We start from the raw sequence: 21,524 nt of genomic DNA, 5'->3' as shown, positions 1-21,524 counted from the left end.
TCATGAATGATACACTAGAAACAATTTTCAAAAGAAGAGCCGTACGAAAATATAAAGAGAAAGCCGTTAGCAAGGAAATCATCGAGCAATTATTGGATGCCGGAAGAATGGCTCCCTCTGCTATGAACAGGCAACCTTGGAAATTCTATGTTGTCACTTCAAAAGAAGATATTATATTATTTTCTAAGGAAATAACTAAAGTAGGCTTAAAAACTATTCCAAAAATAGGATTAAAAGAAGCGGTAAAAACGGTTATTTCTGGGATAACCCACCTCTCCCATGGCATTGATTTTCTTACTTCTAAAGATCCCGTTTTTCATGGAGCTCCATTAGTGATATTTATAACGGCACCAAAAGAAAATGAATGGGCAGCACTCGATATTGGCATGTGCTCACAAAACATAATGCTCGCTGCCAGATCTTTAGGATTAGACACTTGCCCTATTGGTTTTGGAAAATTTGTAGCAAAAACAAAAAGTTATTCTAAACTAAATATACCTTCTACAGATAAGGTGCAACTTGCCATTAGTATTGGATATGGTGATGAAAAACCAGAAGTACACAAAAGAAATAAGGATAATGTTTTCTATATAGAATAGCTATGATAGCATCAGCCAGTATTGAATATCAGTCTCATTTTGCAATGAAATCAGGAGAAAATTGACAGTATACGAGTATTAATTTTTTCTATTATTACTAATTATAAGAATACTATCTCAGTATGAAAAAGATTCATCTATTATTTTGCTTTTTCGTATTTTCAACTGCTACTTTTTCCCAAGAAGCAAAAGATATAGTGCGAAAAGCCGATGAAAAAGCAAAAGGAAAAACCTCATTTGCTAATATTACTATTGAAACCATTAGACCCAAATGGTCGCGAGAAATGACTGTCAAAGCTTGGACGAAAGGTAACACTCTTACCTTAATTTTGGTACTATCGCCAGCAAAGGAAAAAGGAGTGGTCTACCTGAAACGGGATAAAGAAGTCTGGAATTGGATTCCTGCTATTGAAAGAAATATTAAAATGCCGCCTTCAATGATGAGCCAAAGCTGGATGGGAACTGATTTCACCAATGACGATTTGGTAAAAGAAGCGTCGATTCTGGAGGACTATAATCATACTTTCTTGAACGATGTTACCATAGATGAGAGAAATTGTTACAGAATACAATTACTTCCCAAACCAAAAGCGGCAGTTGTTTGGGGAAAAGTAATTATGAGTATTGACAAAAAAGATTTTTTAATGCTTCATGCCGACTATTTTGATGAAGATGGAACTCTTATCAATACAATGCATAGTTCAGATATAAAACTGCTCGGCGGACGATTATTACCGGCAAGAATGGAAATGATACCCGCCGATAAAAAAGGATATAAAACCGTTTTAGTATACAATTCCCTCCTATTTGACAATCCTATAGACGATTCCTTTTTCACGACACAAAATATAACCAAAGTAAAATGATTGCAAAATTAATATGGAGAAATCTTTGGCGTAATAGTCGCCGAACGCTAATAACCATGGCTTCTATTGCTTTTGCGGTTTTATTTGCCATTTTGATGAAATCATTCCAAGACGGAGTCTTCAATAATTTAATAAAAAATGTGGTGGGCTATTACACTGGATATGTCCAAATTCATCAAAAAGGATATTGGGAAGAACAGGTATTGGATAATAGTTTCACCAATAATACTGCCCTAAGCAATGTTATAAAACAAAATCCTCAAATCAAAAACGCGATACCCAGATTGGAGACTTTCGTGCTGGCTTCCAAAGGAAATACGACCAAAGGATGTCTGCTAGTAGGCACTGACACCGAAAAAGAAAACGAACTAACTCATTTAAAAAGCAAGTTGAAAAGCGGAAATTATTTTCAAAATAAGGATAATGAAGTACTTGTTGCCGAAGGGTTATCTAGTCGATTGAATTTAAATGTATCAGATACTATTGTATTATTTGGGCAAGGTTATCATGGCATCATGGCGGCAGGAAAATACAGAATAAAAGGCATTTTGAGTTTGGCTTCACCTGCTATGAATAACTCTTTTGTCTATTTACCGTTGAAAGCAACACAATCATTTCTGAGTGCCGAAAACCAATTGACTTCTATTTCCCTAGGAATTGATAATCCAAAAAACATGGATGTCATCGTAAAAAACATGAGAAAAAAAATGGGTGAAGATTATGAAATTATGAGTTGGCAAAAAATGATGCCCGAGATTGCCAACCACATCAAAGCTGATGGATATTCCTTTTATGTATTCTCAGGAATCCTTTACCTCATCATTGGTTTTGGACTTTTCGGTACCCTGTTAATGATGACAACGGAGCGAAAATATGAATTTGGAATGCTCCTTGCCATTGGAATGAAAAAAAGCAAATTGGCTACCATTCTCTTGGGAGAAACCATAATGATAACCTTTTTGGGTATTCTATTTGGTATTGTGTTAAGCCTTCCTTTGGTAATTTATCTGAACCAAAAACCAGTGAAATTAACTGGTGAAATTGCAAAAACCTACGAGCAATTTGGATTTGAAGCTATTTTTCCAACAACGGTCGATTCTGCTATTTTCATAAATCAATCTCTTATCGTTTTAATAATAGCAATGTTTATAGGCATGTATCCGCTTTGGCATGTGAGTAATTTGAATCCAATAAAAGCAATGAAAAAATAACAATCAAATGAAACGTACATAACAGTGGTTATTGAGAAACAAGAAAATGATTATAGGCGTTCCATCTTCCTATAAAAAACAAATAATATAAACAGATGAGTGTATTAACAAAAATTGCCAGAAGAAATATTTGGAGAAGTAAAAAGCGAAGCCTCATCATCATGATTGCAGTGAGCATTGGTTTGTGGGCTGGCATTTTCATGATTGCTTTTTACAATGGTATGATTGAGCAACGAATAAATAGCGCCATTACCAGTGAATTATCTCATATCCAATTGCATCATGCGATGTTTAGAAAGGAATATGAAATTAAATATGAACTGCCAGAAGGAAAAAAAATGCTCGAAATGATTAGCAACGACCCTGATATTAAAGCCTCAGCGGGTCGCATTATCATAAAAGGGATGATTGCTTCTGCTTCAGGAAGTAACGGTATTACCATTAACGGCGTAATGCCAAAAGAGGAGCACTTATTGACTAAACTTCCTGATAAAATAATTGAAGGGAAATATTTTGATAACCATCAAACAAATGAAATATTAATCAGCAAGAAGATTTCTAAAAAGCTAAAAATCAATCTGAATAAAAAAGCTATCGTCACTTTTCAGGACAAGGAAGGCAATTTGGCATCCATTGCTTTTAGAGTTTGCGGAATTTATAAAACGATTAACGGACCATATGACGATGCTAATGTATTTGTAAAAATAAACGCTATCGACTCACTGGCTGGAATCCCGAATTCCTTGAATGAAATAGCGATTTTACTGCAATCGAACAGCACTCTTGACAATAACCAAAAAAAATTACAACAAAATTTCCCAAATATTGAGATTAAAAACTGGAAAGAAATTGCACCCGAACTAGGTCTAACTGTATCAGTAGGCAACCAAATGGCTTATATTTTAATGGGGATTATTCTTTTGGCCTTAGCTTTCGGAATTATCAATACTATGATGATGTCGGTACTGGAAAGAACCTGGGAAATCGGAATGTTACTGGCTTTGGGCATGAATAAATTCAAAATATTCGTAATGATTGTATTGGAAACTATTTTTCTTATTCTCATTGGATGTCCATTAGGCCTTTTATTAGCCTTAACTACGATTGTGGTCACAAATCACAGAGGTATTGACTTTAGCAAGTATACTGAAGTGTATTCCAGTTTTGGATATAAATCGGTTATTTATCCAAGTTTGACAATGGGACAATTTGGTATTATTATGTTATTAGTCGTGTTCACGGCCCTTTTTTCGGCAATATTCCCAGCTATTCGGGCTTTAAAAATAAATCCGGCTGAATCCTTAAAAAAATAAAAGTCATGAAAGAAACAGTAATCGATGCCCATAATTTATCGAAAATATATGATGAAAAAACCATTCCGGTTTATGCACTGAACAACGTCCATCTGCATATTCAGCGTGGCGAATTCACGGCAATTAAAGGCCCTTCGGGTTCCGGAAAAACCACATTGTTAAATATGATTGGCGGATTAGACAACCCTTCAGGAGGTTTTGTAGAGATTAATGACACCAACATCACCGCACTAAAAGGCAATAGATTGATTGATTTTAGATTGAATAATATTGGGTTCGTGTTCCAATCTTATAATCTAATTCCAGTTCTTACGGCAAAAGAAAACATCGAATTCATAATGCTTTTGCAAAATCGTCCGAAAGAAGAAAGGGAAAAACGGGTGGCTGAATTGCTAAAACAAATTGGTATGGAAGACAAAGTTGATAAAAGACCAGTTGAACTTTCAGGAGGACAACAGCAACGTGTAGCAGTTGCCCGAGCCTTGGCACCAAAGCCTCAATTTATTCTTGCAGATGAACCCACGGCAAATCTTGATTCAATAGCTGCAGAAAATCTATTGGATGTGATGTTGAAACTCAACAAGGAAGAAAACATTACTTTCGTTTTCTCAACCCACGATCAAAGAGTTATTAATCGTGCGCGAAGAGTCATTACATTGGAAGATGGAAAAATAGTCGCCGACACGGCACCAACAAAAATTGAGCATTTACTTTACGAGAAATAATTTTATTATTTTGAAATTTAAAAATTACATACTTGCTTGTTTTTTAAGTTTTTACAGCACGTTAACTATTGCTCAAGTTAATGAATTAAAAAGACCATTAGTATCATTTAGCGGTTATGTTAAAGAGGTTCAAAATACTTATTTTATTCAAAAAATTGATTCCAACGCATCGGCAAATTTGATACATAATCGATTGAATTTCAAATTGAATAGCGGTTCAAAGTGGTCAGGCCGTTTGGAAATTAGGAATCGCATTTTTTATGGAGAGCAAATTAAATTAACGCCAAACTTTGGCAAAACCATAAACCAATATGAGGGTATAATGCATCTTTCCCGTCTTTGGATAGACGAAAAATCATTTGTCGCGCATTCCGTTATTGATAGAATTTCAATGCAGTATTCCGATAAGAAATGGGATATAACTATTGGAAGGCAACGCATTAATTGGGGTATTAATAACATTTGGAATCCTAATGATATTTTCAATGCGTATGATTTTTTGGATTTTGATTATGAAGAGCGTCCGGGCAGTGATGCGATCAGAATACAACATAGTTTCAAAAACACATCTGGGATAGAATTAGCTTATAAACCTTCCGAAAAAAAGGACGGAAATGTGATGGCATTTCTTTATAAACTCAATAAATGGAAATATGATTTTCAACTATTGGGTGGCTTATACAAAACCGATTATATTTTTGGTGGAGGTTGGGCTGGCAATATCAAAGACGCAGGTTTCAAAGGAGAAATGAGTTATTTTATTCCCAGAAGTAGCACTTTAAATTCCTCAAAAAATTATAGCCTTTCGTTGATGGCCGATCAGACCTTCAAAAATGATTGGTACATAGCCCTATCAGGTTTGTACAATAGCAATCCTACCAATTTATTCAATTTGAATGGTGTTCTTTCAGGTACAACACTCTCTGCAAAATCGCTATTTCCTTACCGCTATAATTTGCATGCAACTGTGATGAAAACCATTTCTCCAATAGCTTCCTTCAATTTTTCAACAATTTATTCACCCGAAAAAAATACACTTATTCTTATTCCTACTTATACATGGAATGTCGCTACCAATTTTGATTTAGATGGCACTGCACAGTCTTATTTTGCAGAACAAACTAGTGGCTATTGTAATTTGATTACTCAATTTTATATTAGAGGACGATGGAGTTTTTAAAAAACACCTTTTATATTCAATGGATTAATTATCTGGCTCATAACTAATAAAAAACAAGTAATTATATAAATTATCATAAAAATTTTATATGATATATCAGATTAAAGTATCCGAAATTTAACCTTAAAAGTATATGTTAACTTAAAAGTTGTTACTATGAAAAGAATATTGGTTACTACTGATTTTTCAGCTAACTCCAAAAAAGGAATGCTCTTTGCAATTCAATTGGCCTCTCAAATAGATTGTGAATTGGTTTTTTATAATGTAGTAGAAATATTTAAACCTTCTATTTGGGAAGTTATCTATTATAATAAATATGAAGCCAGTGAATTAAAAAAGAAACAAGACGAACTTGAACTTTTTGTCCATAAACTTTATCAATACAGCAAACATAAAGAATCAAAATATAAATGTGTCTGTCAGGTTGGAATGAATGTTAGCAATCAAATTATTGAATATGCAAAAGAATTGAATGTCAATTATATTTGTGTCAGTACTATAGGTGCAGGCAAATTAACACAACTCCTCGGAACTGTAGCATCTGAATTAATTGCATTTTCTCCAACACCTTTATTTGTAATTCCTAAAAATTATAGAAGCAAGCCAATTAAAACTATTGCAATAGAATCTGATTTTAAAAGTTTCAATGAAGAGTTTAAAAAAGTAGTGTCCCTAAATAATGCTTTAAAGACAAAATTAAATGTGTTTCATTATAATTATGAAGTGCATTTAAAAGCGAACAAAAACAAAATAAATAAACTTATCGCAGAACATGAATCAGATGCTGTTACTTTTTATATCAGAAAACTTAATCCAGTTTTACCTCTAAGAAAACATTTGCAGGCAGATATCGAAAAAATGAAACCTTCCTTAGTGGTTATGTTTACTAGACAAAATCAAAACTGGTTTAATCGATTGCTTTTATCTAGCATATCCGTTGAAATGGCATTTTATACCAAAATACCTATGCTCGTTTTTAAAAAAAACACAACCTAAAGAGAAAGAAACAATTCTTTTAATAATATGTAAATGATATAAAAAAAAATGAAAATTATATAAATAAATTATAATGAATAGAGGAGAAATTTGTACTATAAATTATAATATTAATCTTTAAAATAACACGTTATGGAATTAGGTAAAGTTGTATTAGGAGTAGTAAGCGGAATGGCCGTTGGAGCAGCATTAGGAGTTTTGTTTGCACCTGATAAAGGTTCAAAAACAAGAAGAAAAATTTTGAATGCCGGTAAAGAATATACTGAAAATTTAAAAGAAAAACTTGATGATTTGTACGAAGATATGTCTACTAAATATGAGAACTTATTGGAAGACGCTAAAGAATTTGTAACTAAATAGGGATGAATCATTATAGGATTTTGTATCATTAAATGAAATGAAATCCTATAATTGTTCTGTTTGTTATAACCTTTGGTTTAATGGATTCTAATCTTTTAAACTAAACTCGCTTTTTTATTGGTTGTTTTAATTAGGGTTTTTCCTTATTAATATTAAATACAGAAAGATGAAAAATTATACGAATGAATTGGAAAAACTTTTTACGTTAATTGAAAGCTACAGTAAAACATCAATTAAATTGTATAAGTATACTACCGTTTATAAATCTGCAAACATTCTTTCTTCGCTTTCAGTAAAATTTGTTTTGGCTTTACTATTCCTGTTTTTCTTCTTTTTTTTAAATATTGGAATTGCCATCTATCTAGGTGAATATCTCCACAAAATTTATTATGGCTTTTTCATTGTAGCTGGTTTTTATATACTAATAGCACTCCTGTTTTTGGTATTTAAGGATGCTTTAATCAAAACTCCTGTTTGTAATTTTATCATTAGTGCCACTTTAAATACTGATCACAATGACTCACACGAAATCGAATAGTAGAATGGAACTTCTATTGGAAAAAATTGCTTTTTATAGAAAAAAGAAAAACTATGAAATGGAATTAATTAAATGGCAATATCAAAATACAAAGCAAAGTTTGCAGCCAATAAACCTATTGAAAAACTCCTTTTTAGAAAGAATAGCAACAACAAATCCCAAAAAAAATATAATGAACATTGGAATTGCATTGGCTACAAATTTCTTAAGCAATAGAATACGATCCAATCCGAGCAATAATCCAATTAAAAATATAATTGCATCGGTTCTGAAATTTTTAAAAAATAAATAGTAGTCCCATGGAAAATAAGTTTTTTACCCTTATTAATGACAACAAACCTGTTTTGGTTGATTTCTATGCTACTTGGTGTGGTCCTTGTCAGATGCTTTCACCTGTTTTAAAACAAGTTAAAGATAACTTGGGTGAACGGATTACCATAATAAAAATTGATACCGATAAAAATCAGGAGTTAGCCTCTAAATACAATGTCCGTGGTGTTCCTACAATGATACTATTCAAAAATGGGAAGCAACTGTGGCGACAATCTGGATTACTAACCAAAGAACAAATCTTAGGAAATATTATAAAGGAATCCAATTAACATTTATTTAAATAGAGCCCAAAATAATAAAACTAAATAACAGCATTATGAAAAATAAGTTTTTATCATTTGTATTTATTTCAATCGGTTTAATAAGTTCTACCGTATTTTCTCAAGATGAAAAAGATTTAGTTGCACTTGGTTTACCGGGCGATAATTTAAATCTTTATGCGGTATTGGATATATTTCAAAAATCGCCAACTTTAGAGGAATTTGAAAAATCAATTAACAATAAAAATACTAATGTTAATAATCTTGATTTAAATAATGACAAGCTGGTGGATTACATAAAAGTAATTGATTATAAAGAGGGGAATGACCATTCTATTGTACTACAAGTAGCCATTAACGCTAAAGAAAATCAAGATGTTGCCTTAATTGAAATTCATAAGGATAAGAAAGATAAAATAATGATTCAAATAATTGGAGATGAGGATTTATATGGTAAAAATTATATAGTCGAACCAACCATTCACAAAGAAGTCATTGGAACCCCAAATCCAGGATATATTGAAGTTGAAAATGAAGTATATTATGCAAATGACTGGCCCATTGTTGTTCATCTATTTTCACCATTATATACAGCTTATTTTTCTCCGTGGTACTGGGGATTTTATCCTTCGTATTGGTCTCCATGGGCACCTGTTTACTATTACAATTATTGGGGGTATCACCATCATTATTATTCAAATCATTATTATCGCAGATTGCCTGACAGAAGATTTTTCAACAATTATTATTACAATTCCAAAAGAAGAACCTCCCAAACTGTAAATCAAAATAGAATTAGCGGTGTTTTTAACGGAACCTATGAAGGAAGAGTATATAGAAATCCAGAAACGCCAAGAACAAGAACTCAAAATGAAGTACCTATAAATAGAAATGTATCCCCATCAACAAGAACTACAGTTCCAACAACACGTTCGCAAAGATCTAATATTCCTTCAACACGACATTCCAAATCAAATGTTCCAAACACGAGAACAACGCCACCAAGTAGTACAAGAAGAAATGAAAACTCAAGAAGAAGATAGAGACAGTTTAAATTTAGGTGTTGTGATTAAATAAACTAATTAAAATCTCACAAAGGATAAGAATAATAATTACCCATTCTAGTCTAGAGCTCTCTCTTACGTTCAAAACATCTGTGAATAATCTTAAATTATTCTCAACAATTTGCAGTCGGTAATCTATATCTTTAAATCTAGTATTTATGTCAAAATTAATCTTCAAATTGCGATTAAGTAGGTTAAGCTCTTCGTTTTCCCAAACAAGATTTGGATCATCAAGAACATATAAATTATCAACAATACTGTTCTTTACATTTAAAACTTTACCGATGTATTTCAGTAAATTAGTTTTTGAAATACGGATTTTTCCAAGAGTTTCTAATTGTTCAATATAATGCTTTGATGAAGTGATTAATTCGTCTGTTAGTGTTTCATAATAGTCCAATGCAACACTTTGCCCAATGTTTAACATTATGATGCGCAACAAGAAGGAGTCTATATGGTGTACACTAACAAAATTATTTTTAACTACTGGTTTTAGAAGTTCGCTATTTGTTATAATAAAATATTCTTCCATGAGATCTAAATCCACCAGATTATTTGCAAAGTTTTTTATAACGTTAATAAACTCCTGTTTGGCGGCAGCATCATAATTAGCAAAAACAACAACCCCATAATCAAAAACATAAAGGTATCTGTCGGGTTCTTTTAATGAATAAAACACCTCTGTAGTTGAGCCTGAATGCATTTCAGTTCTAAATTCGGACCTAAACTTTTTTAGGTTGAACGATTCGGCAATTTGAATGGCTTCTATTTTAATTTCCATAGCAATAGCTTTACACAAATTTAAGAAAACTATTTCATGTAATTGAATCCGAAAAATAGAATATTTCTTGAAAAAATAAAAGAATTGTACCAAATCCTGTAAATTATATAATTATAATCAAAAGTTATATAATTTTTTTATTGGGTGATATTGGTAACTTAGATTAATGATACTAAATAAATTACAACCAAATGAAAAAGTCAAACACTCCAAAAATAGTAAAACAAAATCCAAAAAAAGTTGCTAAAAAGAAAGAGGTAAAATCAGTTTTACAACCGACTAGTAAAGATATTTCTAATCCGCTACAGAAGAAATCTGAAAATGGCTCTAGTGATAAAACATTGATTAAAATAAGTAAACTGAATAAATCGAAGGAAACTAATTTAGACAGGGATCTTTTAGAAGAAGATTTTGAACTCCCTACAGATATTAGTGATTTTGAAGATGAAGGATTTAACAACGAAAATGATTATTATGAAACTCCCATTGATGATTTTTGATGCATAAAATTCTTTATATCTTACAATATTGAAATTTGATATTTTTTATGGTATTCATTTTGAAATTCTAAAAAAATAAAACTTATAGTTAATTACTTAAAAAAGTATGACAACGTTTAAAAAAATCTTTTCAAATCGTTTCTTTCAAGTCATAAGACTAATAGAATTTATTTCACTAATTCTTTTCTCCCTAATGGCGTGTACAAAAGAAAAAGATAAATTTTTGCCTACAGTTGCAATCGTTAGTATTACAGACATCACTTCAAGCAGTGCAAAAATTAAAACAAAAGTGACAGACGAAGGTGGCGGTACAGTTACTGGAACTGGAGCATGTTGGGGAACTGCAATTAATCCTAACCTTTCAAATAATGTATCTAATGTAGGTGCGGGAATAGGAGAATTCACCTCCATTCCTACTAATCTGAATTCAAACACAACCTACTATGTCAGAGCTTTTGCAACCAATGAAGTTGGCACTTCCTATAGTAGTAATAAATCATTTACTACGTTAAATTGAGACATCATATAACCGTTAATTTTACACTCATAATCAATAATATAACATATTTTAAAATTAAAAATTAATAAAATCATTTTTGATGAAAATAAATTTCTATAGGAATAAAGAAATAGTTTAATTTATGATAGAAAAAAGCAATAATTATAACCACTAAATTTTTAAACTATTTTTGACTAAATTATCATTAATAAAAATCACTTATGATTTTTATTAATGCATATCCGCAAGAGTTACATTAAACCTGCCAAACTTTTCTCTATAGTTGCTATTTTAGCTAATGCATCAGTTTGTTTCTGTTTTTCAATAATGAGAACTTTTTCAGGTGCTCCAGCCACGAATTTTTCGTTAGAGAGTTTTGCTTCCACAGATTTTAGAAATCCTTGAGTGTATTTTAATTCTTCTGTAAGTTTAGCAATTTCTTCTTCAATATTTATGGAACCTGAAATTGGTATAAAGTATTCATTCGATTTAATTCGGAATGATAAAGCGGCATCCACAGTATTTAAAACATATTCTAATGAAGTGATATTTCCTAATTTAGTTACCACTGAATCAAAATAAGTAGAAACTTTATCATTATTCAAAACCTTTAATTCAATTGCCTCTTTAAACGGAATATTCTTATCTTTTCTTATGGTTCTTATTCCAGAGACCACTTCAATCGTAGTATCAAAATCTACAATCAATTGCGCATTGAATGGTTTCATTTCTGGCCAAGTCGAAACAATTAATGCTTGCTCAGTATTTCTTTCCTCAATTATTTGCCAAATTTCTTCGGTCAAGAATGGCATAAACGGGTGCAACAACTTCAAATTACTTTCTAACATTTCTATTGCTTTCGCAAAAGTAACGCTATCAATAGGCTGTTGGTATGCTGGTTTTATCATTTCTAAAAACCACGAACAGAAATCATCCCAAACAAGTTTATAAATAGCCATTAAAGCATCTGAAATTCTGTATTTTTCGAAATTATCTTCAATTTCTAAAAGGGTTTGTTGCAACTTGGCTTCATACCATTCGATGGCCACTTTAGAGGATTCTGGCTGAGTTATAGAATCAGAAACCTCCCAACCTTTTATTAACTTAAAGGCATTCCAAATTTTATTTGAAAACGCTTTTCCTTGGTTGCATAACTCTTCATCAAACATAATATCATTTCCAGCAGAAGCACTTAAAAGTAATCCTACCCGAACTCCATCTGCTCCGAACTTATCTATCAAATCTAATGGATCTGGAGAATTTCCTAATGATTTAGACATCTTGCGTCTTTGTTTGTCACGAACCAATCCCGTTAAATAGACATTTGTGAATGGTTTTTTACCAGTATATTCATAACCTGCGATTATCATTCTTGCTACCCAAAAAAACAAAATATCAGGCCCCGTAACTAAATCATTTGTTGGGTAATAATATTTAAAATCTTCACTTTCAGGATTCATAATACCACCAAAAACGGCCATTGGCCAAAGCCATGAAGAAAACCAGGTATCTAAAGCATCGGCATCTTGTTTAAGGTCAGAGGTTAGAAGAGAGAAGTTAGAAGTTTTTTCTTTAGCTAACGCCAAAGCATCTTCAATGTTTTCGGCCACTACGAAATCTTCTTTGCCATCTCCGTAGAAATAAGCCGGAATTTGTTGTCCCCACCATAATTGACGTGAAATATTCCAATCACGAATGTTTTCTAACCAATGTCTGTAGGTATTTTCGAATTTTTTAGGATACAATTTAATTTCGCCATCTTCTAAAACAGCTTTTATTGCAGGTTTTACCAAGTCTTCCATTTTAAGAAACCATTGATCAGACAAACGGGGTTCTATTACAGCCTTAGTTCTCTCTGAAGTCCCGACCTTATTTAAATGAATTTCCGTTTTGGCTAATGCGCCTGTTGATTCTAATTCTTTTGCAATAGCTTCTCGAACCACAAAACGATCTTTACCTTGATAGTGTAATCCAAAACTATTTAAAGTTGCGTCATCATTAAAAACATCAATAATTTCCAGATTGTGCTTCTCTCCTAGTGCTTTGTCATTCATATCGTGTGCAGGAGTCACTTTTAGACAGCCTGTACCAAACTCAATATCTACATAATCGTCTTCAATAATTGGGATAACTCTTCCGCATATCGGAACAATCGCTTTTTTTCCTTTTAAATGAGAAAAACGTTCATCGTTTGGATTGATACAAATAGCAGTATCTCCAAAAATAGTTTCAGGACGTGTTGTTGCAACAGTTAAGAAGTCTTCACTTCCTTGAATTTTATAATTAAGAAAATACAATTTTCCTTGTTGCTCCTCATAAATTACTTCTTCGTCAGATAGAGTGGTTTTGGCTTCTGGATCCCAGTTTACCATACGATATCCTCTATAAATCAATCCTTTGTTGTATAAATCGACAAAAGAACGAATTACCGATGCTGACATGTCAGGATCCATAGTAAATTTTGTTCTTTCCCAGTCACAGGAAGCTCCAAGCTTTTTAAGTTGATCTAGAATGACACCACCATATTTATCGGTCCATTCCCAAGCGTGAGCTAAAAATTCTTCGCGAGTTAAATCGTTTTTGTTGATTCCTTCAGCTTTTAATTTGGCAACTACTTTTGCTTCGGTCGCTATAGATGCATGATCGGTTCCTGGAACCCAACAAGCATTAAATCCTTTTAATCGGGCACGACGAATTAAAACATCCTGAATGGTATTGTTAAGCATATGCCCCATGTGCAGCACTCCTGTTACATTTGGAGGAGGAATTACAATGGTATAAGGAGTTCTATGGTCTGGTGTGGAATGAAAATAATTGTTTTTCATCCAGTAGTCATACCATTTGTCTTCTATGTTTTTGGCGTCGAATTGTGCAGGAATTGTCATTTTATTATTGATTCTTTAATTTATTGGTTTGATTGTTTGAAAATAAATGTGTCTTCAAATGATTCATTATCTAGCCCTGATGGAAGTGGAAAACTCCCGATTTTTTATCGGGACTTATAACGTACAGCAGGTATTGCAATTCTAAAAACACCCAAACACTTTGCTCCTAATTGTTGAAATACTATCAGAAAAAAGATGCATAAAGTTTGGTATGTTTTTTGTAATCCTTGCAAAAGTAAAGAAATAGTACAGTATAAAAAATTAAGAATTAATAATTTGCACTTTAAATAAAAGAAAGTATTTTTACAAAAACTAAACCAAATTTCAATACCATGAAAAAGCTAATCGTTTTATTACTTATCGTAGTCTTTAATAGTTCTACTTTTGCTCAAGGTGCAAAGATTGAATTTAAAGCCGAAGATAATACTATTGATTATGGTAGGATTGAAAAGAATAGCGATAATGGCATTCGTGCCTTTGAATTTACTAATACTGGAGATGCTCCTCTAATTATTACTGAGGTTCAATCTACTTGTGGTTGTACAATTCCTACTAAACCTAAAGAACCAATTATGCCAGGAAAAACAGGTAAAATTGAAGTAAAATACAACATGAGTATTGGTCCTATTAGAAAAACGATTACAGTTGAATCGAATGCTACTAATTATGAAGACGGAAGAATTGCTCTAAAAATAAAAGGCGAAGTTTATGAAAAAGAAATTATAAACTACATGGAAAAAAAGAAAGCATTGCCTGGTTTTGAAAATTAAAAAAGAATCAAACATAATGTTTTTATAAAATACTTTTAAGTTGAAACTTAAATTTTAGTATTTTGCTATCTCTTTCAATTTCAAAATTTAGCCATTTTCCGTCTTCCGATTTTAAAATTTCATTTATTTCTTGTAATGAATATTTATATCCTAAAACACCATTAATAGAAATTATTATATCTCCCTTTTTTAAACCACATAATTCCGCTGGAGAATTTTTTCTGATAGTAGCGATTGAATAAATTGGTTTTAAAGAAAATTTATACTTAAAATTAGAATTTACTCGTTCTCCATTTTTATCAAATTCTGCAGCATTGATATTAACGGTTTGTAGTTGAACCGTTTCTTGAACCCACTGCATTCCTTCATTTTGCAATTCGATACCACTCATATTGTATTGAAATGGAGCTTCAAAATGACTGTTTTTACTTAAATACATTTTATAGTTTTTATAATCAAAAACAACCGTAAATCTTTTAAATATATCTCCACCAATAGACCCTACTCTATCTTCGACCATCATTACATTTTTTATGGAACTTGAATCAGGCATTGCAATAATAGGATTAGAAAACTCAAACTTATCTAAGCGAAATTTTGCTATGCGAGTTCTTTTACCTAAAACATCACCACTAAATCCTTTTCCTAAAAAATCCTCGAAATTTATAGCTGGTACTTGAAAATACTTATTAATGTCTTGAAATATCCAAACAGCATCACTGTTTCCTATATCTAAAAGTAATTTAGCTGGGATTTCTTCTTTAGCCATAGTTACATGAGCTTGAACATAAGGCTTACTTCGCTCAATAGAAATGGGTATTGAAGTGAATCTTTTATCAATTTTTTTTCGAATAGTCTTACTATCTCTATAAATTGTAATTTTTCGTTTATCATAATCTAGTTTAACCAAATTATTTTTAAAAAAAGAATACCCAATTATTCCATTTACAGGAATTCCTATATGTGTAGAAAAATTAAAACTCTGATCTAAAACAATATACAAGCTATGACTAGTGTCGGAATAGCCGTTTACTGACAAAGTATTGTTCTTTGACTTTAAGCCTTCTATAGACTCTTCTTTGCCTAAACCTTTGAGATTAACCTTTTCAACATTATTTAAATTGAGTTCATTTTTATCTTCCAGACTTAATAAAATAGTCTCTTCGACACCTGTATCTAATAAAAAATTTAAGTCGATACCATTTATGTTTATAGGGATAAAAATTAAATTATTAATAAGTTTAAAAGGAATTATAACTTTCTTTTTATTAGCATCTAATTGAAACCCTTCTTGGCTAAAAGTGGGTAATATATATACTAACATGAAACACAAAACGATTGCTTTTCTCATAAGAATTGTTTGTATAAAGTTAGCAAAATAGTTGCTAATAATAACCTATTGATTACAAATTAAGAGGAATTACTTCATAAGATTCGAAAAAAAATTGCAAATTTGCATCAAATTTTACAAAAATGCCTGAAATTTCAATTAGAGGACGAAGAATGCCAGAATCACCCATTCGGAAATTGGCTCCTTATGCAGAAAGGGCTAAAAAAAAGGGTTTAAAAGTTTATCATTTAAACATTGGACAGCCTGATATAAAAAGCCCTGAAATTGCGATAAAAGCGATAAAAAACATCGACTTAGATATTATTGAATATGGTCCATCAGCCGGTTATGAAAGTTACCGAAGAAAGCTGGCTCAATTTTATACCAATCAGGATGTAAAAGTTGCTTTTGAAGACATCATGATTACTACCGGAGGTTCTGAAGCGCTACTATTTGCCCTTGGCAGTATTATGGATCCGGGTGATGAAGTTATCATTCCTGAACCTTTTTATGCCAATTATAGTGCCTTTGCGGAAGAATCAAGTGCTAAAGTTGTTCCTGTAATTTCGAATATCGAAAGTGGATTTACACTTCCAACCATAGCAGAATTTGAAAAAGCCATTACACCCAAAACCAAAGCCATTTTAATTTGTAATCCAAATAATCCTACAGGATATTTATACTCTGAATCAGAAATCAATCAATTGGGAGAATTGGTAAAAAAACACGATTTATTTTTAATTGCAGACGAAGTGTACCGTGAATTTATTTATGACGAAAAAGACCAACACTTTTCAGTAATGAACTTAAAAGGAATTGAACAAAACGTTATAATGATTGATTCTGTTTCTAAAAGATACAGTATGTGTGGCGCACGTATTGGCTGTATGGTAACTAAAAACAGAGAAGTTATTGCTGCTGCAATGAAATTTGCGCAAGCGCGTTTATGTCCGCCAACAATCGAACAAATTGCTTGCGAGGCAGCAATAGAAACTCCACAAAGTTATTTTGACGAAGTTATTTCAGAATATAAGGAACGTAGAGACACTTTAATATCAGAATTAAATAAAATAGAAGGAGTTGTAGTAACTACTCCAAAAGCTGCTTTTTATTGCATTGCTCAATTACCCGTTGAAAACACTGATGATTTTGCACAATGGCTTCTTGAAAGTTACCATTCCAACAATGAAACCGTAATGGTTGCTCCTGCTGGAGGATTTTATTCTACTCCTAGCGTTGGGTTAAATCAAGTTCGAATTGCCTATGTTTTGAATAAAGCAGACTTGATTCGTTCTGTACAAATTTTAAAAGAAGCGATTACAGTTTATAATTCTAAATAGTTACCTATTAATTTCAAAAAAATAGAGGTTTTTCATAAGGAGAAACCTCTATTTTTTTAAATTATTACTTATACGAAGTAGTTAAAAATATCAAAATTAAACGTCTATAGAAATACTTTAATTTTAATTAATTATCTTTGGCTCATTAAATAAATTACTACAAAAAATAATAACTATTAATGACTAACAACGAAGATTTTCAGGACGAAATTGGAGACAACCATATAGCAACAACTGCAACAAATCCCTTGAGAAATGATGCTTTTGACATGGCAGATGATCAAAAAATTGAATCAATAAAAAAAGACGTCGAAAACATTCTAAAAACATTAGGAATGGATTTGACTGATGATAGTTTAAAAGGAACTCCAAATCGTGTGGCTAAAATGTTTGTTAAAGAAATCTTTGGTGGGCTAAATCCATCCAAAAAACCAAACTCTTCTACATTTGAAAACAATTACAAATACGGAGAGATGTTGGTCGAAAAAAACATCACACTTTATTCTACTTGTGAGCATCACCTTTTACCTATTGTGGGTAGAGCGCATGTTGCTTACATTTCTAGCGGTAGAGTCATTGGTTTATCTAAAATGAATCGCATCGTCGATTATTATGCAAAAAGACCACAGGTTCAGGAACGACTGACTATGCAAATCGTCCAGGAATTACAAAAAGCATTGAATACGCAAGACGTTGCTTGTGTAATCGATGCCAAACATTTGTGTGTAAATTCAAGAGGAATTTGCGATATAGAAAGCAGTACTGTAACTTCTGAGTTTGGAGGAAAATTCAAAGAAGAACAAACACGAAGAGAATTTCTTGATTATATTAAGTTGGAAACTAAGTTTTAATTCTCACCCCGACCCTCTCCAAAGGAGAGGGAGCTGAAAACTACCGAAATAATGCCTTTACACAAAACCAATATACTTAAAATATACAATTCTCTTTCTGGAGAAAAAGAAACCTTTGTTCCTATCCATGAAGGAAATGTGGGCATGTATGTATGTGGACCAACTGTTTACAGCAATGTACATTTAGGAAATGTAAGGACTTTTATGTCTTTTGATATGATTTTCAGGTATTTATTGCATTTAGGTTATAAAGTGCGTTATGTACGAAATATTACTGATGTTGGGCATATTGTTGATGATGTAGATGAAGGCGAAGATAAAATTGCTAAAAAAGCACGATTGGAACAATTAGAACCAATGGAAGTGGTGCAGCGCTATACAGTAGATTTTCATGAAATTTTAAAGGAGTTTAATTTTCTGCCTCCAAGTATAGAACCCACTGCAACAGGGCATATCATTGAGCAAATAGAAATTATCAAAAAAATTATTGCGAACGGAATTGGGTATGAAGCCAATGGTTCTGTATATTTTGATGTTGTCAAATTCAATGAAACCAATCATTACGGAAAACTAAGCGGCAGAAACATCGAAGATATGTTAGCCAATACAAGAGACCTTGACGGACAATCCGACAAGAGAAATCCGCAGGATTTTGCTCTTTGGAAAAAAGCAGAACCGCAACACATCATGCGATGGCCTTCACCTTGGAGCGATGGATTTCCGGGCTGGCATTTAGAATGTACCGCAATGAGCACCAAATATTTAGGCAACCATTTTGACATTCACGGAGGTGGAATGGATTTAAAGTTTCCGCATCACGAATGTGAAATAGCTCAAAATGAAGCCTGTACAGGACAAACTCCTGTTAATTACTGGATGCATGCCAATATGCTTACGCTAAATGGCAAGAAAATGGCAAAATCTACTGGAAATAATATCCTTCCTAGAGAAATCTTAACTGGCGGAAGTGAATTTCTTAGTAAAGCCTTTTCCCCGAGTGTTACTCGGTTTTTTATGATGCAAGCCCATTACAGAAGTATTCTTGATTTTTCTGATGATGCCATTGTTGCTGCCGAGAAAGGCTACAACCGATTGATGGAAGCCATGCAAAACCTAAAAGAAATTGTGCCAAAAAATAGTTCTACAATAGACATTCCTACTTGGAAAAAAGAGTGTTATGAAGCAATGAATGACGACTTTAATTCTCCTATTCTTATTGCTCAACTATTTGAAGGGGTACGTTTTGTAAATATACTAAAAGACAATTCAGCTACTTTAACTTCTGAAGATTTAGGCATTTTTACAAAAACGATGCAAGCCTTTGTATTTGATGTATTGGCTTTAGAAGACGGAAAATCTTCTAGTGATTCAAATGCCAGATTAGAAGGAGTAATAGAAATGCTAATAAGAATGCGTAATGATGCCAGAGCCAATAAAGATTTTGCACTATCAGATCATATTCGCGATCAATTAATTGCATTAGGAATTCAATTGAAAGACGGAAAAGACGGTACCACTTTTACTTTATAAATTGACTGTTAAAAGAGTACTCATATTGCCCTTTCTCTATTTAGTACGATTCTATCAAGTTGCTATATCTCCGTTTACACCTGCAACCTGCCGATTTGAACCCACTTGTTCCAATTATACAATCGAAGCTTTAAAAACTCATGGCTTATTTTACGGAGGTTATTTAGCCGTAAAAAGGATTTTAAGTTGCCATCCTTGGGGGAAAAGCGGTTATGACCCTGTACCCCAAAAGAGAAGGAGTAAAATGAACTGTAATCATAAACATTAGTAAATTTTAGGTTTAAATTTATTTTAAATCTTTATTTTTACACCAACTAATTAAAACAAAAAATAAATGACACCACCTTTAAGCATAGTATGGAATCCTTCTGAGGGAATAGATTTAGGCTTTTTTGTAATTAGATATTACAGCTTAATGTTTGTAATAGCTTTTGGACTAGGCTGGTACATCATGAAAAAAATATTCGAAAACGAAAATGAATCTTTAGAAAAATTAGATTCTTTATTTATTTGGACAGTTCTATCTACATTACTAGGCGCACGCTTAGGCCATGTTTTCTTTTACGATTGGGAATATTATAGCAATCACTTATCAGAAATCCTATTGCCGTTTCGTTTTGACCCTGCTTTCGAATTTACTGGTTTTCAGGGATTGGCTAGTCATGGTGCTGCCATTGCCATTATTGTTGCCATGTATTTTTTTAGTAAAAATATCATGAAAAGATCCTTATTATGGGTTTTAGACCGAGTAGTTATACCTGTTGCTAGTGGTGCTATTTTTGTTCGAATCGGGAATTTTTTCAATTCAGAAATTGTTGGTCATGAAACTAAATCGGCTTTCGGGATTAAATTTGTTAGAGATCATTTTAGTGCTAGAGATGCGGTTGCCCAAACACAACTTTCCAATCCAAAAGAAGCTTTTCATGCCATAGCAACTGACCCTCAATTTTCGGCACTTTTAGATCAAGTTCCTGCCAAACATCCTGCACAATTATATGAATCGTTTTGCTATATTTTTGTGTTTGCTATCTTGTTTTTCTTGTATTGGAAAACCAACGTTAAAGAAAAATCAGGATTTCTTTTTGGAATGTTTTTAGTTTTGTTATGGTCCGTTCGTTTTGTGGTGGAATATGTAAAAGAAAGTCAGGGAGGCTTTGAGGAAGCATTGGGATTACTCTCCACTGGACAATGGTTGAGTATTCCTTTTATATTGGTTGGTTTGTATTTTGTTTTTAATGCAGAGAAACCCATTGAGGTTTAAATTGGTAAACTTATTTTAATATCCATTAGCTTTTTGTTAATGGATATTTTTTTCTTATGAAACTGTGATAGTTTTCAAAAAATAATTATTTAATTATAAAGTTGTGATGGTTTTTTATAATATTTCAAAAATTATCACAGAATAATTGTTAAAGAACATTGAATTTTAAAAAATAGAAAAAAATAGTTTCTTTTTTATAATTACGTAGAAGTCATACCATTCATTTAACAACTTTAGCTTCTCTTCATTACTATTGAGTATTAGATTAGATAATTTATATTTGGTGATTTAAATTGGCTATTAAACATTTGGTTTATTAAATATCCTATCCG

The 21,524-nt window shown here is 32.1% G+C and carries 23 protein-coding genes; 20 read left to right on the top strand and 3 right to left on the bottom strand.

Going from position 1 to position 21,524, the window contains the following annotated elements; genetic code table 11:
* The first annotated feature begins 2 nt into the window (after nt 1-2).
* From F6464_RS01200 to F6464_RS01145, 12 genes are all read left to right on the top strand, one after another.
* Complete coding sequence (locus F6464_RS01200) at nt 3-599, top strand: nitroreductase (protein WP_151105923.1); 597 nt, start codon at nt 3-5, stop codon at nt 597-599.
* Between the two features lie 122 nt (nt 600-721).
* Nucleotides 722-1,465 carry an outer membrane lipoprotein-sorting protein gene (locus tag F6464_RS01195; protein ID WP_151105922.1) on the top strand — a complete coding sequence of 248 codons (744 nt, stop codon included), beginning with the start codon at nt 722-724 and terminating at the stop codon, nt 1,463-1,465.
* Nucleotides 1,462-2,676 carry an ABC transporter permease gene (locus F6464_RS01190; protein ID WP_151105921.1) on the top strand — a complete coding sequence of 405 codons (1,215 nt, stop codon included), beginning with the start codon at nt 1,462-1,464 and terminating at the stop codon, nt 2,674-2,676. The genes F6464_RS01195 and F6464_RS01190 overlap by 4 nt, the downstream gene beginning before the upstream one ends.
* Nucleotides 2,677-2,771: 95 nt before the next feature.
* A complete protein-coding gene (locus F6464_RS01185) occupies nt 2,772-3,989 on the top strand; it encodes an ABC transporter permease (RefSeq protein WP_151105920.1) in 1,218 nt (405 codons plus the stop codon).
* Between the two features lie 5 nt (nt 3,990-3,994).
* Nucleotides 3,995-4,714 (top strand): ABC transporter ATP-binding protein, encoded by a 720-nt coding sequence (locus F6464_RS01180; protein ID WP_151105919.1) that lies wholly within the window; start codon nt 3,995-3,997, stop codon nt 4,712-4,714.
* 10 nt (nt 4,715-4,724) lie between these two features.
* Complete coding sequence (locus F6464_RS01175) at nt 4,725-5,894, top strand: hypothetical protein (protein ID WP_151105918.1); 1,170 nt, start codon at nt 4,725-4,727, stop codon at nt 5,892-5,894.
* A 156-nt stretch (nt 5,895-6,050) separates the two neighbouring features.
* Complete coding sequence (locus F6464_RS01170) at nt 6,051-6,890, top strand: universal stress protein (protein ID WP_151105917.1); 840 nt, start codon at nt 6,051-6,053, stop codon at nt 6,888-6,890.
* A 132-nt stretch (nt 6,891-7,022) separates the two neighbouring features.
* Nucleotides 7,023-7,250, top strand: a complete 228-nt coding sequence (locus F6464_RS01165) for a YtxH domain-containing protein (RefSeq protein ID WP_151105916.1) — start codon at nt 7,023-7,025, stop codon at nt 7,248-7,250.
* Between the two features lie 166 nt (nt 7,251-7,416).
* Nucleotides 7,417-7,788: a hypothetical protein gene (locus F6464_RS01160; RefSeq protein ID WP_151105915.1), complete on the top strand. Its 372-nt coding sequence runs from the start codon at nt 7,417-7,419 to the stop codon at nt 7,786-7,788.
* Nucleotides 7,766-8,080, top strand: coding sequence for a hypothetical protein (locus F6464_RS01155; RefSeq protein WP_151105914.1), 315 nt, complete (start codon nt 7,766-7,768; stop codon nt 8,078-8,080). Before F6464_RS01160 ends, F6464_RS01155 begins: the two co-directional genes overlap by 23 nt.
* Nucleotides 8,081-8,087: 7 nt before the next feature.
* The gene (gene trxA, locus F6464_RS01150) at nt 8,088-8,390 is read left to right on the top strand and encodes a thioredoxin (protein WP_151105913.1); all 303 of its coding nucleotides are present in this window, start codon (nt 8,088-8,090) and stop codon (nt 8,388-8,390) included.
* Between the two features lie 47 nt (nt 8,391-8,437).
* Nucleotides 8,438-9,424 (top strand): hypothetical protein, encoded by a 987-nt coding sequence (locus tag F6464_RS01145; RefSeq protein WP_151105912.1) that lies wholly within the window; start codon nt 8,438-8,440, stop codon nt 9,422-9,424.
* A gap of 13 nt (nt 9,425-9,437) precedes the next feature.
* On the opposite strand, the gene F6464_RS01140 is transcribed toward F6464_RS01145, so the two are convergent.
* Nucleotides 9,438-10,226, bottom strand: a complete 789-nt coding sequence (locus F6464_RS01140; RefSeq protein ID WP_225318010.1) for an RMD1 family protein — start codon at nt 10,224-10,226, stop codon at nt 9,438-9,440.
* 191 nt (nt 10,227-10,417) lie between these two features.
* Here F6464_RS01140 and F6464_RS01135 point away from each other — a divergent pair, with 191 nt between their 5' ends.
* On the top strand, nt 10,418-10,726 hold the full coding sequence (locus tag F6464_RS01135) for a hypothetical protein (protein ID WP_151105911.1): 309 nt from the start codon (nt 10,418-10,420) through the stop codon (nt 10,724-10,726).
* Between the two features lie 106 nt (nt 10,727-10,832).
* Nucleotides 10,833-11,243: a hypothetical protein gene (locus tag F6464_RS01130; protein WP_151105910.1), complete on the top strand. Its 411-nt coding sequence runs from the start codon at nt 10,833-10,835 to the stop codon at nt 11,241-11,243.
* Between the two features lie 233 nt (nt 11,244-11,476).
* On the opposite strand, the gene F6464_RS01125 is transcribed toward F6464_RS01130, so the two are convergent.
* Complete coding sequence (locus F6464_RS01125; protein WP_151105909.1) at nt 11,477-14,110, bottom strand: valine--tRNA ligase; 2,634 nt, start codon at nt 14,108-14,110, stop codon at nt 11,477-11,479.
* A 332-nt stretch (nt 14,111-14,442) separates the two neighbouring features.
* On the opposite strand from F6464_RS01125, the gene F6464_RS01120 reads away from it, so the two are divergent.
* Complete coding sequence (locus tag F6464_RS01120) at nt 14,443-14,880, top strand: DUF1573 domain-containing protein (RefSeq protein WP_151105908.1); 438 nt, start codon at nt 14,443-14,445, stop codon at nt 14,878-14,880.
* Nucleotides 14,881-14,902: 22 nt separating this feature from the next.
* Here F6464_RS01120 and F6464_RS01115 read toward each other — a convergent pair whose 3' ends face one another.
* Nucleotides 14,903-16,231 carry an aspartyl protease family protein gene (locus tag F6464_RS01115; protein WP_151105907.1) on the bottom strand — a complete coding sequence of 443 codons (1,329 nt, stop codon included), beginning with the start codon at nt 16,229-16,231 and terminating at the stop codon, nt 14,903-14,905.
* A 122-nt stretch (nt 16,232-16,353) separates the two neighbouring features.
* Between F6464_RS01115 and F6464_RS01110 the strand changes: the two genes are divergently transcribed.
* The 5 genes from F6464_RS01110 to lgt all read left to right on the top strand — a co-directional run bounded on the left by F6464_RS01110 (nt 16,354) and on the right by lgt (nt 21,192).
* On the top strand, nt 16,354-17,550 hold the full coding sequence (locus F6464_RS01110; RefSeq protein ID WP_151105906.1) for a pyridoxal phosphate-dependent aminotransferase: 1,197 nt from the start codon (nt 16,354-16,356) through the stop codon (nt 17,548-17,550).
* Nucleotides 17,551-17,729: 179 nt separating this feature from the next.
* Nucleotides 17,730-18,401, top strand: a complete 672-nt coding sequence (folE, locus tag F6464_RS01105; RefSeq protein WP_151105905.1) for a GTP cyclohydrolase I FolE — start codon at nt 17,730-17,732, stop codon at nt 18,399-18,401.
* A 51-nt stretch (nt 18,402-18,452) separates the two neighbouring features.
* Nucleotides 18,453-19,931, top strand: a complete 1,479-nt coding sequence (cysS, locus tag F6464_RS01100; protein WP_151105904.1) for a cysteine--tRNA ligase — start codon at nt 18,453-18,455, stop codon at nt 19,929-19,931.
* Between the two features lies 1 nt (nt 19,932).
* Entirely contained in the window at nt 19,933-20,199 is a 267-nt protein-coding gene (gene yidD / locus F6464_RS01095; RefSeq protein ID WP_151105903.1) for a membrane protein insertion efficiency factor YidD, read from the top strand.
* A 66-nt stretch (nt 20,200-20,265) separates the two neighbouring features.
* Complete coding sequence (lgt, locus tag F6464_RS01090) at nt 20,266-21,192, top strand: prolipoprotein diacylglyceryl transferase (RefSeq protein WP_151105902.1); 927 nt, start codon at nt 20,266-20,268, stop codon at nt 21,190-21,192.
* Nucleotides 21,193-21,524: the final 332 nt, after the last annotated feature.

The sequence above is a fragment of the Flavobacterium luteum genome (assembly GCF_008806775.1).
Taxonomy (GTDB): domain Bacteria; phylum Bacteroidota; class Bacteroidia; order Flavobacteriales; family Flavobacteriaceae; genus Flavobacterium; species Flavobacterium luteum.
Note: the sequence above shows the minus strand (reverse complement) of the source record. Positions and strands in the feature narration are given on the sequence as shown.